This is a genomic window from Methanohalophilus halophilus (assembly GCF_001889405.1).
Taxonomy (GTDB): domain Archaea; phylum Halobacteriota; class Methanosarcinia; order Methanosarcinales; family Methanosarcinaceae; genus Methanohalophilus; species Methanohalophilus halophilus.
Map to the genome: position 1 here is coordinate 641119 of NZ_CP017921.1, position 16712 is coordinate 657830.

16 protein-coding genes are annotated in these 16712 nt (G+C 41.1%); 14 read left to right on the forward strand and 2 right to left on the reverse strand.

What is annotated here, in order from left to right; translation table 11 throughout:
- Positions 1-6 precede the first annotated feature (6 nt).
- Complete coding sequence (locus BHR79_RS03235) at positions 7-1317, reverse strand: NCS2 family permease (protein WP_072561037.1); 1311 nt, start codon at positions 1315-1317, stop codon at positions 7-9.
- A gap of 235 nt (positions 1318-1552) precedes the next feature.
- On the opposite strand from BHR79_RS03235, the gene BHR79_RS03240 reads away from it, so the two are divergent.
- From BHR79_RS03240 to BHR79_RS03280, 10 genes are all read left to right on the forward strand, one after another.
- Positions 1553-3100: an ABC transporter substrate-binding protein gene (locus BHR79_RS03240; protein ID WP_322787697.1), complete on the forward strand. Its 1548-nt coding sequence runs from the start codon at positions 1553-1555 to the stop codon at positions 3098-3100.
- A 9-nt stretch (positions 3101-3109) separates the two neighbouring features.
- Complete coding sequence (locus BHR79_RS03245) at positions 3110-3886, forward strand: class I SAM-dependent methyltransferase (RefSeq protein ID WP_072561038.1); 777 nt, start codon at positions 3110-3112, stop codon at positions 3884-3886.
- A gap of 2 nt (positions 3887-3888) precedes the next feature.
- Positions 3889-4839, forward strand: a complete 951-nt coding sequence (gene nikB / locus BHR79_RS03250) for a nickel ABC transporter permease (protein WP_072561039.1) — start codon at positions 3889-3891, stop codon at positions 4837-4839.
- A complete protein-coding gene (locus tag BHR79_RS03255) occupies positions 4820-5653 on the forward strand; it encodes an ABC transporter permease (protein WP_072561040.1) in 834 nt (277 codons plus the stop codon). The genes nikB and BHR79_RS03255 overlap by 20 nt, the downstream gene beginning before the upstream one ends.
- 24 nt (positions 5654-5677) lie before the next feature.
- Positions 5678-6574: an ABC transporter ATP-binding protein gene (locus BHR79_RS03260; RefSeq protein WP_234970380.1), complete on the forward strand. Its 897-nt coding sequence runs from the start codon at positions 5678-5680 to the stop codon at positions 6572-6574.
- Positions 6567-7358: an ABC transporter ATP-binding protein gene (locus BHR79_RS03265; protein WP_072561042.1), complete on the forward strand. Its 792-nt coding sequence runs from the start codon at positions 6567-6569 to the stop codon at positions 7356-7358. Before BHR79_RS03260 ends, BHR79_RS03265 begins: the two co-directional genes overlap by 8 nt.
- Before the next feature lie 24 nt (positions 7359-7382).
- Positions 7383-8075, forward strand: a complete 693-nt coding sequence (locus tag BHR79_RS03270) for an epoxyqueuosine reductase (RefSeq protein ID WP_072561043.1) — start codon at positions 7383-7385, stop codon at positions 8073-8075.
- A gap of 131 nt (positions 8076-8206) precedes the next feature.
- On the forward strand, positions 8207-8887 hold the full coding sequence (locus BHR79_RS03275) for a peroxiredoxin (RefSeq protein ID WP_072561044.1): 681 nt from the start codon (positions 8207-8209) through the stop codon (positions 8885-8887).
- A gap of 164 nt (positions 8888-9051) precedes the next feature.
- Positions 9052-9165 carry an archaellin/type IV pilin N-terminal domain-containing protein gene (locus BHR79_RS10870; RefSeq protein WP_083433015.1) on the forward strand — a complete coding sequence of 38 codons (114 nt, stop codon included), beginning with the start codon at positions 9052-9054 and terminating at the stop codon, positions 9163-9165.
- A 70-nt stretch (positions 9166-9235) separates the two neighbouring features.
- Positions 9236-9991 (forward strand): type IV pilin, encoded by a 756-nt coding sequence (locus tag BHR79_RS03280; RefSeq protein WP_072561045.1) that lies wholly within the window; start codon positions 9236-9238, stop codon positions 9989-9991.
- A 54-nt stretch (positions 9992-10045) separates the two neighbouring features.
- On the opposite strand, the gene BHR79_RS03285 is transcribed toward BHR79_RS03280, so the two are convergent.
- Complete coding sequence (locus BHR79_RS03285) at positions 10046-10324, reverse strand: hypothetical protein (protein WP_072561046.1); 279 nt, start codon at positions 10322-10324, stop codon at positions 10046-10048.
- 256 nt (positions 10325-10580) lie between these two features.
- Between BHR79_RS03285 and BHR79_RS03290 the strand changes: the two genes are divergently transcribed.
- The 4 genes from BHR79_RS03290 (at position 10581) to BHR79_RS03305 (ending at position 16523) form a co-directional block, all read left to right on the forward strand.
- Positions 10581-12308: an SdrD B-like domain-containing protein gene (locus tag BHR79_RS03290; protein ID WP_072561047.1), complete on the forward strand. Its 1728-nt coding sequence runs from the start codon at positions 10581-10583 to the stop codon at positions 12306-12308.
- 337 nt (positions 12309-12645) lie between these two features.
- Entirely contained in the window at positions 12646-13926 is a 1281-nt protein-coding gene (locus tag BHR79_RS03295) for a TIGR04279 domain-containing protein (RefSeq protein WP_072561048.1), read from the forward strand.
- Positions 13907-14689 carry a hypothetical protein gene (locus tag BHR79_RS03300; RefSeq protein ID WP_072561049.1) on the forward strand — a complete coding sequence of 261 codons (783 nt, stop codon included), beginning with the start codon at positions 13907-13909 and terminating at the stop codon, positions 14687-14689. The genes BHR79_RS03295 and BHR79_RS03300 overlap by 20 nt, the downstream gene beginning before the upstream one ends.
- A gap of 106 nt (positions 14690-14795) precedes the next feature.
- A complete protein-coding gene (locus tag BHR79_RS03305) occupies positions 14796-16523 on the forward strand; it encodes an SdrD B-like domain-containing protein (protein WP_072561050.1) in 1728 nt (575 codons plus the stop codon).
- Positions 16524-16712: the final 189 nt, after the last annotated feature.

The following is a 16712-nucleotide window of genomic DNA, read 5'->3' on the forward strand; positions in this document are numbered from 1 at the left end:
CCGCATTCAATACGGATAAAATATAAAGAACAGGGAACACAGGACAAACAATCCCCAGGCTATTGGTTTGACTTCCCTGCCCTTACCACTTACCACTTTAAAAAGGGGAAACAGGACAAAACCTGCACACAGACCAATTCCCAGATTATAGGTAAAGCTCATCAGGATTATAACCGCCATTGCAGGGACCATCTCGGTCAGATCATTCATATCTATCTTTTTTATCGATGTCATCATCTGAAAACCGACAATTATCAAAGCAGGAGCTGTGGCGGCTGCCGGGATTGCCGAAAAGAGGGGATAGAAGAACAAGCCCAGCATGAAAAGAAGTGCAACCACAACTGCAGTAAGCCCGGTCCTGCCTCCCTCTTTTATACCCGTAGCAGATTCAATATACGCCCCTGTAGTAGTGGTACCGGCAATTGCTGCGAATACTGTGGCCAGGGAGTCTGCAAGGAAGGGTTTTTCCATATCAGGAAGATTACCCTCTTCATCCATGTATCCGGCCTCCATGGATACACCCACAAGGGTACCCATTGTATCCATCAGGTCCATCGTAAACATTGTAAGGATCACGGCAAAGAAACCCCAGGACAGGGCCCCGACAATATCCAGCTGCAGGAAAATGGGTGTAAGACTTGGAGGCATGCTAAGAATCGAATCCGGTGTCTGGGAAACACCTGTCACAAATCCCAAAAGAGCTGTAGCAATGATACCTATCAGGATCGCACCCCTAACATTTTTGATCATCAGGACGCTGATCAAAAGAAATCCCAGTACAGCAAGGGCTACCGGCATTGTATCCAGAGCACCTACATGCAGGGGAGAGCCTTCCACACCCAGCGAAACGATACCTGCATTGACAAGCCCGATAAATGTTATGAACAGACCCAGACCGGCTACAAAACTGTATTTGAGATTATTCGGGACTGCATCGATCATTCTGTCCCTGAAGCCTGAAATTGTCAAAATTGTAAAAAGGACACCGCTTATGAATACTGCACCCAGTGCCGTCTGCCAGGGATAACCCAGCACCCCTACCACCGTATAAGCAACAAAAGCGTTCTCTCCCATATATGGTGCAATCGCAATGGGTTTTTTGGCATAGACGCCCATTATGAGGGTTCCGAATACTGCGGAAAGGATTGTAGCCACCAGGGAAGGACCGAAGGGTATCCCTGCAGCTTCTAGGATGGCAGGATTGACAACTATAATATAGGCAACTGTCATGAAGGTTACAAGGCCGGCCATAACCTCGGTTTTAATATCTGTGCCGTGTTCTTTCAGATGAAAAAAGTTTTCCAGTACGCCTGTCATCTCTGATTTCCTGGCAATTCTATGATTGTCCGGATATATTGAGAGAGAGATAATATATAAACTTGATTAATTATATTAAAACTGTTAATAAGATATTTTTACAAATTCATAAAAATACCGCATTATCTGATGTTACGAATTTTTCCATTCGTAATATTAATATAACGACAAACAAATCAAGGTAATTGTGATACGGATGATGGATTTAAGAAAAAGTAGCACTTATATCATTATTTTGTTATGCACTATTTCCATTTTGATTGCTGGATGTGCGGATCAGCAACAAAATGAAGACAATAATATTAATGAAAATGAGACCCAGGCAAAAATCGTCGAAATTGCACAGACGTTTGGACCTTCAGATAGTCTTGACCCTTCTTCCAGATGGGTCGGCTGGTATGTTAGAGAAGCCGGGCTATATGAAACACTGTTCAGTTATGATGAAAATATGGAAATGATACCTGAACTTGCAACCGGCTATGAAACCATAAACGATACTGCCTGGCAAATAACACTCAGGGAAAATGTTACATTCCATGATGGTACACCCATGACCTCAGAGGCAGTCGTGTATTCAATAAATAGAGTACGAGATCCCGATAATACACGCAGTAGCCAGTATGATTTTATAGAGGATGTACAGGCTCTAGATGATTATACAGTATTGATTACCACAGAAAAACCCTATGCACCTGCGATTGCAAGCCTGACAGACCCTATCGTCTCAATCGTAAATCCTGAGGTTACTGATCTTGCAACATCTCCTTCAGGTACCGGTCCTTATGCTTTTGAATCATTTGAACCTGGAATAGAACTGGTTGTCAACAAGAATAATAATTACTGGGCAGGGCAACCACAACTTGATGTTGCTGTGTTTAACTATGTAAGCGATCCTGTAACCAGGTCCCTCAAACTTGAGGGAGGAGACGTACAGATCGCAGATGGCATACCTCCAGCAGAAGTTGCTCGTCTCGATGCAAAAGATGGTATCAGTATACACAACGAAGAAACCATGCGAACTGGATTCATGTATGTAAATACCAGAAAAGCACCTCTGGATGATATACATGTAAGACAGGCTATCAACCATGCAATAGACAGAGAACAGGTAATAGATGCTGCACTGGAAGGTGTGGGTGGTTCACCTGCAGTCGGACTATTCCCTTCTCTGTTTAGCTGGTCTGCAAATGAGCAGCTTGATCCCTATGACCATAATCCCGAAAAAGCCCTCGATATGCTGGCACAGGCAGGTATAGAGGACGAAGATGGAGATGGCACACTTGATTATGCAGGAGAAACTTTTTCCCTCAACATAAAAACCTATGCATCAAGACCTGAGATGAAACCTGCTGCAGAAGCAATGGCTGCTCAATTCCGCGAGATAGGAATTGAAAGTGAGGCAATTATCCTTGAAAGTGGTGCCCTTAGTGCAGATATGAGTGACGGCAACTATGACCTCGGCCTTTATGCGTGGGGAGTAGCACCTACAGGAGATCCGGATTATTTCCTGTCACAGCATTTTGTTTCAGACAGCAAATATGCAGGTTGGACAGGATATTCTAATGAGGATGTGGATGAATGGCTGGAAATGGGACGTACTAACATGGATAGTGATAAGCGTCTGGAATACTACAATAATGTACAGAAGGAAGCATTTGAAGACTGTCCCGAAATATTTGTATTCTATTATCGCAAGACTGTGGGCACCTCTGATGAAATCCAGGGTTTCACTATTTACCCCAATGAAATAACCTTCCTGACTGAAAACGTGAGATTGGAATAAGGTGCAGAAATGACTGTAAAACAGCAAATCGAAGAATACTGGGATTGGCGCAGTACAAGTTATACTAACGGCGCCACATCCCTGGGAGAAGAAGAAAGAGAGCTCTGGAAACAGAGTCTCCTTCCCTATCTTGGCACAGGTCCGCTAAAAGTACTTGATATAGGTACAGGGAAAGGATTTCTGGCTCTTCTACTATCAGACATGGGACATGAGGTAACTGCCATTGATATATCACAATCCATGCTGGAAAAAGCGCAGAGAGAAGCTATTAAGCGCAATCTGGACATCAGGTTCGAAAAAGGAGATGCAGAAAACCTGTCATTTGATGATTCAAGTTTTGATGTAGTGGTAAGTAAATATCTTCTCTGGACTCTTCCTGACCCGGAAAATACGCTTAAGGAATGGAACCGCGTTCTGCATCCCGGAGGAAAGATTATTGCGATTGATGGAAACTGGTTTGATCCATCACCTGTAAAGAAACTCAAGCGTGGAATCAGAAAAGTAGTGCAGGGTATCACATACAGGGACCCTACAACAGGAGTGTTGCGTCAGGGTAAATTCAATCAATATTATTCCTCTCTACATCCTTCACTGCCCCTTTATTCGAATGTAAAACCTGAAAGTATCAAGCCGCTCTTTGAAAAAGCAGGTTTTGAGGATATGCAAATTGATTCTTTACCATTGGTACACAAATACAATTTAAAAAACATGCACCCCCTCCTGAGACCCCTGAATACAGATACATTCTTCCTGATATCCGGTACTTCCTCTAAAAAGGAAAAATGATTATGTTTGCTTATTTGATGAGACGAGTGTTATTCCTGATTCCCACTCTCCTTTTAGTTTCAATAATAAGCTTTTCAATAATACATATCGCTCCCGGGGATCCGGCCGAATTACTACTTACAGGCCCCGATGGTGTGGCAGATCCGCAGGTTGTAGAAGAATTCAGGGAAGAAATGGGTTTTGACCAGCCATTCCATATACAATATGGGACATGGTTAATGCAGGTTCTTTCTGGTGATCTGGGTTATTCTTACATGACCGATCAACCCGTGGCAAAAGCCATCCTGCACAATTTTGGTGCAACTTTTAAATTAGCTGTAGTAAGCATGATATTCACATTATTGATTGCCATCCCGGGAGGTATAATAGCTGCACTGGCAAAAGATACATGGAAGGATGACCTGAGCAGATTTTTCTCTCTTTTTGGTGTATCCATCCCAAACTTTTGGCAGGGGTACCTGATGATTCTTGTATTTGCTATTTTTTTAGATATCTTACCTGTGGGAGGATACGGTGATGGAGGAGACCTCTATCACATGATACTGCCTGCTTTAACTCTGGGGACTTCATCGGCAGCAGTACTCATGCGCCTGATGCGGTCCAGTCTTTTAGACGTGCTTGATCATGACTATATTCTTTCGGCCAGAGCCCGGGGATTGCCGGAATATATTATCATTGGAAAACATGCTCTGAAAAATGCCTTCATACCGGTAGTTACCATGATGGGATTGAGTTTTGGCTATCTGTTAAACGGATCGGTTATAATTGAGACAGTTTTTGCATGGCCTGGCATAGGAAACCTGATGGTCAGTTCAATATATAGCAGGGATTATCCAATGATACAGGGCACCCTCCTTTTCGTGGCAGGAATTTTTGTTATCATCAATCTTTTAGTGGACATCTCCTATGCCTATCTTGATCCGAGGTTGAGATATGATAAAAGGAATCTTTAACAGAAGTATGCTAATTGGCCTTATTCTCATTGGTGCAGTAGTATTCCTTGCACTAACAGCTCCGTGGCTGGCCCCCCAGGATCCCCAGAAAACCAATTTTGATCAGAGATTGTTATCTCCCTCTTCAGAATATCCTTTTGGAACCGATCATCTGGGACGATGCATCTTAAGCAGGGTTCTGTTTGCTGCCCGCATTAGCCTGTTTATAGGAGGTTCTGTTATAGGAATATCTTTTATCGCCGGCACTTTGATTGGTTCAATCTCAGCTTATGCCGGAGGTATTGTAGACGAGACCGTGATGAGATTTGTCGATGGTTTTCTTGCATTTCCCAGCATGTTTATTGCTCTTGCTATTGCCGGCATATTCGGTGGGAACATGACGGGATTGATCATTGCTTTATCGATTGTTGAATGGACTGCTTATGCCAGAGTGAGCCGTGGCTCTGTTCTGGCGGTGAAAAACATGGATTATATCGCAGTCTCGAGAATGATGGGAGGCAGGGCTCCCTATATACTACGCCATCATATCCTGCCAAATATTACATCCCCTTTGCTTGTAATCTCAACCCTTGGAATGGGCAACGTTATCCTGGCAGCTGCTGGATTGAGTTTCTTGGGATTGGGTGTATCATCTGCTCCGGAATGGGGGATGATGGTCAATGAAGGCCGCCTGTTCCTACAATCCGCTCCCCATGTAATGTTTTTCCCGGGGATATTTATTGTAATAACTGTCCTGGGTTTCAATTTCCTTGGGGATGGATTGAGAGATATTTTTGATCCACGAGATACAAAACAGCGTTGGAGGTTGTTCTGATTGCTGAGTATAAGGGATCTAAAAGTGTCATTTGAATCTCCTCAGGGACCTATAGTACCTGTTGATTCAGTGGATATGGATATTCTCGATAAGGAAACCTTCACAATAATAGGTGAATCCGGCTGTGGTAAATCATTACTTGCAAATTCCCTGTTGGGATTGCTTCCCCGCGATGCCCAGGTCTGCGGAACGGTGCATATGGATGGGGAAGAAATCCTATCATTGAAGGAAAAGGAATGGCGAAAGATCAGGGGCAATAAGATTGGCCTGGTGTTCCAGAATCCTTCAGCTTCCCTAAATCCGGTATTCACCATGCATAACCAGTTATATGAAACCCTCAAATATTCGAACAAACCCTCATCCCGGGACAAAATGATTTCTCTACTGGAAAAAACAGGGATTAAAAATCCTTTGCGCAGACTATCCCAGTACCCTCATCAATTAAGTGGGGGGATGAAACAGAGATTTGCAATCGCTTTGGGGATTGCAACTGATCCCGAAATTTTGATAGCTGATGAGCCAACTAACGGCCTTGACGTGACTGTGAAATTAAAAATTGTGGAAATGTTATCCAAACTACATGCAGAACGTTCTATCCTGCTGATTACACATGATCTTAATGTGGCTTCCAATCTTTCCGATAAAATCGCGGTGATGTACGCCGGGGAACTGGTGGAAATTGCTCCCGCAAAAAGTTTTTTTGAAAAACCAATTCATCCCTATTCCAGCCAATTACTAGCTTCACATCCGGAAAAAGAAATGATACCCATTCCAGGCTTTACTCCACAGCTTACGCAGAGACCCCATGGATGTCGATTCCATCCACGTTGCGCACGGGCCTGCAGCAAATGTAAAACTGAGCATCCTAAGTTGGAAATGATAGAAGGGGAGAGATATGTGAGGTGTTTTGCCTGTGCTTGAAGTAAAAACACTTGACAAAAGTTATTCGTCCTCAACCATTCCTTTCCGGAAAAAGAGTTCCAGGGTGCTTGAAAACATTTCTTTTCGGATTAATAAACATGAAACACTCTGTATTGTAGGAGAAAGCGGCTGTGGGAAAACAACACTTGCAAAATGTCTTGTAAGCCTGGAAAAGCCAGATAATGGAAAAATAATATTGGAGGGAAGAGATGTTACATTTCCTGATCGTAAAACTCTCTCTTTTCTGCATACAAAAGTACAGATGATATTCCAAAATGCTGATACATCCTTAAATCCCCGACATCTTATATATGATTCTCTGGCTGAACCTCTAAGACTGCAAGGTCAAAATAAGGATAAAGTCAGGAAAAGGGTATTCCAATTATTAAGTCATGTAGGCCTTTCTGAAGAACACCTGCATCGACACCCGCATCAGTTGAGTGGGGGACAGAACCAGAGGATTGCTATAGCACGTGCAATAGCCCTTCATCCGGATTTACTGATTGCAGATGAAATTACTGCAGCCCTGGATGTCTCGGTACAGGCCCAGATACTGCAATTACTCAAGACACTGAAAAAAGAAATGGATATGACCTTGCTTTTTATATCTCATGACCTGGCGCTTGTCAAAAGAATCGCAGATAGGGTTGCTGTCATGCAGGACGGAAATCTTGTTGAGATAAATAATACCAATGAGATATTCCATAATCCTCAAAGTCCGTATACAAAAGAATTAATCTCAAGTATGGCCAAACTTTCCCTAAACAGTCATACTCCAAAGTGAATTGCAAAAATAGGAAGCTTGTTTATGCAAAACGTTGAATCCGTCATCACGAATTTCTTGTCTGAAAATGTATCTATATGGGGCATAGCAGATCTGGAAAATACTCCAGCTCATCCCTATCCTGAGTTAAAACGTGCCATTGTATTTGGAATTGCCCTTGATAGGGAAGTAATCAAAAATCTTGACGCTGGTCCATATCAGGCCTATATTGATGAATGCAATATGGCCAATGAAAAACTTACATCCATTGGCATGGAACTTGAAAAAAAATTACAGCATATGGGTCACAGGGCTATTTCAATGACTGCCAGCAAATCGGATATTGATGAAAATAAACTGGAAGCCGAATTCCCTCATAAAACCACAGCCACAAAGGCCGGACTTGGATGGGTGGGTAAATGTGACCTTCTTGTAACAAAGGAATTTGGTAGTGCCTTACGACTTAATACCGTATTTACCGACGCTCCCCTCAAAGCAGGTAAACCTATGGAAAAATCTCTTTGTGGAACTTGTAGTAACTGCATCGACAAGTGTCCTGTGAATGCACCCACCGGTAAACAATGGACACCTTCTGTTCACAGGGATGAAATCATAGACATCCAGCAATGTTACATTGAATGTCAAAGGGCTTCCAGGAAAATAAATTTTGATCATCCACTCTGTGGCAGATGTATTATTGCCTGTCCATGGACTCAAAAATATATCGGGATAGAATAAAAACGTAGGAACTATTTTCATTACCTGTGGTAAGGTTTCAATAAAATAGTATTTCTGCTATATCTTTATAAGGAGGAACGCTATATAGTATGTATCCATACGAACAGTATCTGTTCTGGAGGATTTAAACTATGGAAGAAACAGAACCAACAAGAATGCCTTTGATAGGCGATGAAGCACCAAGTTTTAAAGCAACAACCACCCAGGGAGAAATTAATTTCCCGCAGGATTACAAGGGTAAATGGGTAGTCCTGTTCAGCCATCCTGCAGATTTTACACCGGTCTGTACCACTGAATTCATGACCTTTGCTACAATGGAAGATGAATTCAGGGAACTGAATACCGAACTCATCGGACTTTCTATTGATGGTATCCATGCGCACATTGCCTGGCTTAGGACCATTAAAGAGAAAATAGAATATAAGGGAATGAAAGATGTAGAGGTCAATTTCCCTGTAATTGCGGATATCAAAATGGAAGTAGCTAAGAAATTCGGTATGGTTCAGCCCGGCGCATCAGATACTCAAGCTGTACGTGCAGTATTCATCATCGACCCGAAGAACAAGGTACGTGCAATTCTCTATTATCCGCTCGGTAACGGACGGAATATGGATGAAGTCAAGAGACTTGTCATTGCCATGCAGAAATCCGATTCCGAACAGATTGCCACTCCTGCAAACTGGCAACCTGGTGATGACGTGATCATCCCGCCACCAGGTTCATGTGGTATGGCAAAGGAAAGAATCGAGACCAAAGAAGATGATACGTATTGTCTTGACTGGTTCATTTGCTTTAAAAAGGATAAGAAGTAAGCAGGTCTTTTTACCTGCTTTTTTATCTAGTGAAATAACTTCCCTTTAAAGAATAGATATACTTTTTCATGTTCCACGAAAACAATTGTTGGGTATATCTACAATACCTACAGTGCTTTAAAAACCAAAACGATTATTAATATTTTTATATACTAATAATATCAATGCAAATTGCCGCTCCCTTCTTCACTAATACACGTGGACTCGCTCCAATAGTGGGTACTATACTGATGATTGGCCTTGTAATAGTATTGTCTGCAGTAACATGCAACCTTTAATATTTCGTTTGCCAAAACGATTGCAAAGCATCCAAACACATTAATAATATTTATATATTAATTAATAATCATGCAACGCAAATCCCAATTCTCCAATGATACCAATGGAATTGCCCCTGCGGTTGGTATTATTCTTATGTTGATCATTACGATAATTCTAGCAGCAGTTATCGGTATATCTGCTTTTGATATTACTTCCAAACTCAAAGAACCTCCTGAACAGATGAGTTTTGAGAAAGCAGAAGTATTGCTGGGTGCGGAGTACAGAGATTACTGGGCAGGGTCTGGGAGTAACGAGACACATGGAGATATTGACCTCATATATCTGGATTATTTACACGGACAGAAGGTTAAAGGTGACGAAATTGGCTCTATAATTATACGATGGAAAAATTCCAGCGGAGAAGGAGGAGAACTCAGGTTTGTGAATCCTGCCTATTTTAACGAAGAAACTCAACAAAAATACCATAATGAAGATGTAGGCACATTCTGTACAGGGGATTTGAGTGCAGGAGATAGACTGGCAATTCGAATGGTCCATAATCGGTACCAATATACAGGTGAAACTCCCCGAGATGAAATTGGGGTACAATATGTGGAATCAAATTCAAATCAGGTAGATGTTGTAGGCAAATACCCTTTTTTCAGAACAGAAGGGAGATACCCTGTTGATTTTGAAGGGGATCGACCAATGGAAGCCAAAGACCAGGTAGAAATAACTTTTCTGGGACCAGATCACTATTTTGTCATAAGCAAGATAACTGCTACGGCCAAAGAATACACAGAAAATGCAAAGGGAGACAGTAAATTGGAATGTCCAAGTTGAACTTCCAATATATTCCATCTCTTTTTGGAATATAAATTATTATACATACCCGCATTACCCCAGATTTGCCTTGAGGACCTGTACAAGTTCATTCACTCCAATTCCATTCCTGGAACATACCTGATTAACACAATCAGCAGGCGCACGATTTTCCTGTATGGCGATATCCATAATTTCCCGACACACATTTGCGTATCTTTCTTCAATCTCACAAAGTTCAGGTGCCTCTGTGCTCCAGGACAGAGCACCGCGTGCTATCTTTGAATTATAAGACATTAACGTATCACTATAATGGTTATTCTCCACTATCCACTCCACCGAATCTGCAATCATACAAATACCCCAGAAATATATATCGTATATATACTATATAAATTTAGTTATTCCAAAAAAATAGCTTCCTGGATTTGCTGCAGTCACAAATGTAAATGTGGTTCAAATTTCGCAACTAGTAGAACATTTCCTGTCAGGGAACAAATATTACTAAAACTGGTATTGGAAAAATAATTATTTCTATACTTTCTTTCTTATCATTCGTACATCTAATCCTTTATACTGCCAGCAAGAAATATACTATAGAGGTGGCGGTATGAAGTCTAAAATAAAATTAATCGTATTAGTTGCAATCCTTTTTGCAATAATTTCAATAGCAACTGCAGAAAATACAGAGGCAGAAGAATGTTGTCCAGTAGAGATCCCTTCAGCGATAATCACGGTCGAAGCGAACCCTGTACCTGGTAGTAATGGGAATTATTTTGATTTACAACTGGGTGACGTTCCTGCAGGTTACGATATAAGTAATGGGACATGGACTGGCTGGTGTGCCGACAGTCGTGTGTTCATTACACCTGAAACATTGTATGATACTAATGTCTATTGCAGTGAGAATTCCTCAATGCCTGACTACACGAATGACGATGAGCATTGGGACAAGGTCAATTATGTAATTAACAGATACCGTAATGGAGCCTACGATACTCAATTAAGTTCTACACCCAAAGCAGACTGGAAGGAAGTTCAGGCTGCAGTCTGGAATCTTACAGATGCGAATCCTAATTACCAAGGATTTTTTACAACGGCATCTCAATATATTATCGATGATGCATATGCAAACGGGATTGGTTTTTGTCCGGGTGAGAATGATATTGCTATCGTGGTGATTGATCCTTATGGCAGCGACCCAGATGATCATAAACAACTGTTATTCATTGAAGTAGGTGCAATGATTGATATCGAGAAATACACCAACGGAGAAGATGCTGACAACAAAACGGGTCCACTGGTACTTAATGGAAACAATGTTGAATGGACCTACAATGTGACTAATACCGGTTATTACAATTTGACAGATGTCAATATAACCGATGACAAACTTGGACACATAGGAACCATCACATTGTTACAGGCAGGCCAATCACAGGAATTCACAGCAAATGGAATTGCTGGCCTGGGACAGTATGCAAACAATGCAACTGTAGTAGGTACACCTCCATCAGGGCCCAATGTCAGTGATTCAGATCCGAGTCACTATCTGGGGGTTAATGCAACAATAGGGGATTTCCTGTGGAATGATACTGCAAATAACAATGGAATCCAGGAAGCTGGTGAACCGGGAATTGAAGGAGTGAACGTCAATCTATACAACTTCAGTGATGACTCACTCCTGGAAACTACAGTAACAAACGCAAGTGGATACTATAACTTCAGTGTTGCAGCCGGAGAGTATTATATAGAATTCGATTTGCTGCCCGGCCACATTTTCAGTCCAGAAAAACAGGGTACTGACAATGAATACGATAGTGATGTTGATCCTGCTATGGGAAGAACCGGGAAAATAGACGTTCAAACAACCGATTTCAATATGACTTTCGATGCAGGAATGTTTGAAGTGATTCCTGGTATTGATATTGAAAAATCTACCAATGGAGAGGATGCGGATAATAAGACAGGACCATACATCCGATTGAACTATGAAGTTGTATGGGAGTTCAATGTTACCAATACCGGTAATGTCAATTTGACCGATATTGAAGTGACCGACGATGAACTTGGATCGATTGGAACGATCCCATTGTTACAGCCTGGTGAATCCTGTGTATTGACCGAAAGTGGAACTGCCAGTTTGGGTCAATATGAGAACACAGCTATGGCTGAAGGCGTGCCACCAATTGGACCCAATGTAACTGATTCGGACATGAGTCATTACTTCGGACACGATTCGCAACCCAATTTTGAAGTGCCAACGGCAAATCCTCTGTTAATAATCGGAATGCTGGGACTTGCTGGTGTAATGGGTTTAAGACGGAAAGAAAAATGAGAATGGATTAATCATATCCATTCTTTATCATGAAAAGCATAAGACTCCTTCCGTAAGGTAGGAGATGAATGCACCTTTTTTAACACAAAATATATCTGGATATATAAATTATATAAATATAGTTGTTCCCAAAAACTGCTCTTTTTTTAATAGCAAATCATGATGATTTGAACAATGCAAACCGTCCCCTAACCGGTTTGTAATCCTGAAACCCCTTACCAAACGTCCTGATAAATGGTTCGTATGTTTATATCTGGGTCCTTCACCAATGATTTAACATTGAAACTAAGCTAGTAATGTGTAAAAATCATACTTAATATAAATACGGGGAAGGGGCATGAGATCAAAAGGGCTTAAAGCATTCTGTTATACATTCATAGTTACCCTGTTGCTAATTGGACTGGGAAGTATTGCTGTTGCGGATTCCGATGAAGTGAATATCACAATTAACGATGCAAGCATAGGGTTTGCCAATCATACAAGTTCTGACACTGAAGGAAACTGGATAGCTGTTAAGGGTGGAGAAGAATTCCGGTTACCCCATCCAATATCTTTTACCTATCAGGGAATAAATGCAACAGATTTCGATTATGGTAGTGCACCCATAAATATAACCATGGATGCAGATGACGATTATGCTGTCACCTATCCCTTTGCAAATCATTCAATGTTCACCGATATACCTGGGCAGAACGATGTAGAGCTTGAGTTTTATGGTTCAGATATGTTTGCCTATGATGATGTTGAACTCTACATCATCAGTGTAAACCGGGGAGTTATCAATGAAATTAACCAAAATCTCAAAGAGGCAGATCTTGCAAGTATAAATGATCTAACTGAAAATGCATACAAAAAATACCCTAACGAACAACTTGATGGAAATGGAGATCTTGAAATCACATGTAATGATCTGCAAGCCGGAGATTACATGGCCCTTATGCTGCTCAATACCAGTCAAATGCAGAAATACGATGCTTTTATTCTTTCTGCCACAGGATTTGAAGTACTGGAATATGATTCCGTAATAACTGCGCCCCAGGCTGTTGATCTGGATGAGAATATAAATGTGGATGTCAGACTGCTGAATGCTGCGAATGATACCAGTTACACCTATGGTGCGGTCCTTGTAAAGGATAGTGTATACAAAGCGGATATTGAAATGCAGTGCAATGGTTCAAAGGAAGGTACCAATCTAACAGTAAACGAGATTCCTTTGATCCAGGGATGTGACCTTCTGGGAATTGACTCTTCTAATATTGAGCGCAATGATGTCCAGAATAAGATAATAGAACTAATTGGTCCTGATAATGGGACTATTATAATGAAAACTGTAGAGGCAAACCAAACCAGTCTCAGTATAACCACAACCGACCTGCCGGAAGATAAATACATCCTGCTTACTGGAGTATACAAATCCGGGGAAGGTCTTGTTGCATTCGGCCAGCAGGATGTCTTCATTGCCCCGTACAATCCCTATGATTTCAATGAGAATTACATAATCAATATTGTAGAGATAAGTACCGCAGCTTTTGATTTTATCAGAGGAGAGTTGCCTATCAGAGATATATCTGAACTGGTCTATTACTTCCTGTCAGGGGATGAGTACTATTCCCTGTAACAGTGAATCGTACAGACGTAACCTAGCAGTCGCTATCAAAATATTATGTGTATTGCTTATGATTACTGTGGCAATGCCCCTCTCTAGTGCTGCTGTCACAGAATTGTCCGTATATCCCGATTATCCGGTTGTGGGGGAAGATATAAAAATAAATGGTACTGCTCAACCTGATGAATCGATCGATGTAACCGTTTCTTTTAATCAAACTGTAAATGTATCTAATGGTACTTACGAATACAGGATAGATGATGTTGAAATTCCTGATGGTTCCAATACTTTTCAGGTGACAAGTGAGAAAGTTAAAGATCTGAATGTCCGAGTAAAGATACTTTTCTGGATTACCAAGAGTGCAGATGCTGAATCCGGAGTTGCAACAGTATCCCAATCAAATGTACCTTCAGGAACTTATGATATTATAATTGATGGCCAGGCAGAGGATGGAGAATCAACTGTCAACCTTACCATCAATGCATCCAGCTCGATAAAGGCAGATACACAGGGTTATTTTGAAGAGACTTATGCCACTAATTCAATACCACCAGGGATATTTGAATTAAACGCTGGCGAAATTAATGAGATAATTACCCTATATGAGGAATTAGTAGTAATCCCGCCTGAATACGATGTATATGATGCAAACCAGAACTACATAATTGAAATAGAAGAAATTTCTGCAGCGGCAGACGATTACCTTGCAGGACAGTTGCCTATCATACAAATATCACAACTGGTAGACTATTTCCTGTCAGGGGACAAATATTAATAAAAATGGTTTTGAAGAAAATAATTGTTTCTATACTTTATTTCTTACTATTCGTACATGTAACCCTTTATACTGTCAGCAAGAAATATACTATAGAGGTGGCGGTATGAAGTCTAAAATAAAACTAGTTATATTAGTTGCAATCCTTTTTGCAGTAATTTCAATAGCGACTGCAGAAAATACAGAAGCAGAAGAATGTTGTCCAGTAGAGATTCCTTCAGCGATAATCACGGTCGAAGCGCAACCTGTACCTGGTAGTAATGGGAATTATTTTGATTTACAATTGAGTGATGTTCCTGCAGGTTACGATATAAGTAATGGGATGTGGACTGGCTGGTGTGCCGACAGTGAAGTATTCATTACGCCTGAAATATTGTATGATACTAATGTCTATTGTAGTGAGAATTCCTCAATGCCTGGATACACAAATGACGATGAGCAGTGGGACAAGGTCAATTACCTGATTAATCGATACCGTGATGGAGCCTATGATGATAAACTAAGTTCTACACCCCAAGCAAACTGGAAGGAACTTCAGGCTGCAATCTGGAATCTTACAGATGCAAATCCAAATTATCAGGGATATAAAACATCGGCATCTGAATATATTATCGATGATGCACAAATAAACGGGACTGGTTTTTGTCCGGGTGATAATGAAATTGCTATCGTGGTGATTGATCCTTATGGCAACGACCAAGATGATCATAAACAACTGTTATTCATTGAAGTAGGTGCAATGATTGATATCGAGAAGTACACCAACGGAGAAGATGCTGACAGTAAAACTGGTCCACTTGTACTTAATGGGAAACAAGTTGAATGGGTTTATAATGTGACAAATACAGGTTATTACAATTTGACAGATGTCAATGTGACCGATGACAAACTTGGGTATATCGGAACTATTCCACTGTTACAGGCAGGCCAATCACAGGAATTCACAACAAATGGAATTGCTGGCCTGGGACAGTATGCAAACAATGCAACTGCCGTGGGCACACCTCCATCAGGTCCAAATATCAGTGATTCAGATCCGAGTCATTATTTTGGAGTTAATGCAACAATCGGAGATTTCCTGTGGAATGATACTGCAGACAACAATGGAATTCAGGAACCTGGAGAGCCGGGAATTGCAGGAGTAAATGTGAGCCTGTACAATTCCAGTGATGATTTACTGTTGGAAACTACAGTAACAAACGCAAGTGGATACTATAACTTCAGTGTTGCAGCCGGGCAGTATTATATAGAATTCGATTTGCTTCCCGGTCACATTTTCAGTCCAGAAAACCAAGGTACTGACAATGAATACGATAGTGACGTTGATCCTGCTATGGGAAAGACTGGGATAATAGACGTTCAAACAACCGATTTCAATATGACTTTTGATGCAGGAATGTTTGAAGTGATCCCTGGTATTGATATCGAAAAATCTACCAATGGAGAGGATGCGGATAATAAGACAGGCCCATACATCCGATTGAACTATGACGTTGTATGGGATTTCAATGTGACCAATACCGGTAATGTCAATTTAACCGATATTGATGTGACCGATGATGAGCTTGGATTGATTGGAACCATTCCATTATTACAGCCTGGTGAATCCTATGTATTGACCGAAAGCGGAAATGCCAGTTTGGGACAATATGAGAACACTGCTACGGCTGTAGGCGTGCCACCAATTGGTCCCAATGTAACTGATTCGGACATGAGTCATTACTTCGGACACGATTCGCAACCCAATTTTGAAGTGCCAACGGCAAATCCTTTGTTATTAATAGGAATGCTGGGACTAGCCATTGCAATGGTATTGAGAAGGAAAGAAAAATAAGAATGGATTTATCAGATCCATTCTTTCTTGTCAACTACCCCTCCCTTACGGAAGGAGATTCCTGCTCTAAAAGTTGAAGATGTCAGTGAAATCTATCACAGAATTCAGCATTGAAATTTCACAACTGTTAGTCTATTTCCTCTCAGGGGACCAATATTGATGAAATTCATTTTGTTGGAATAACACCAA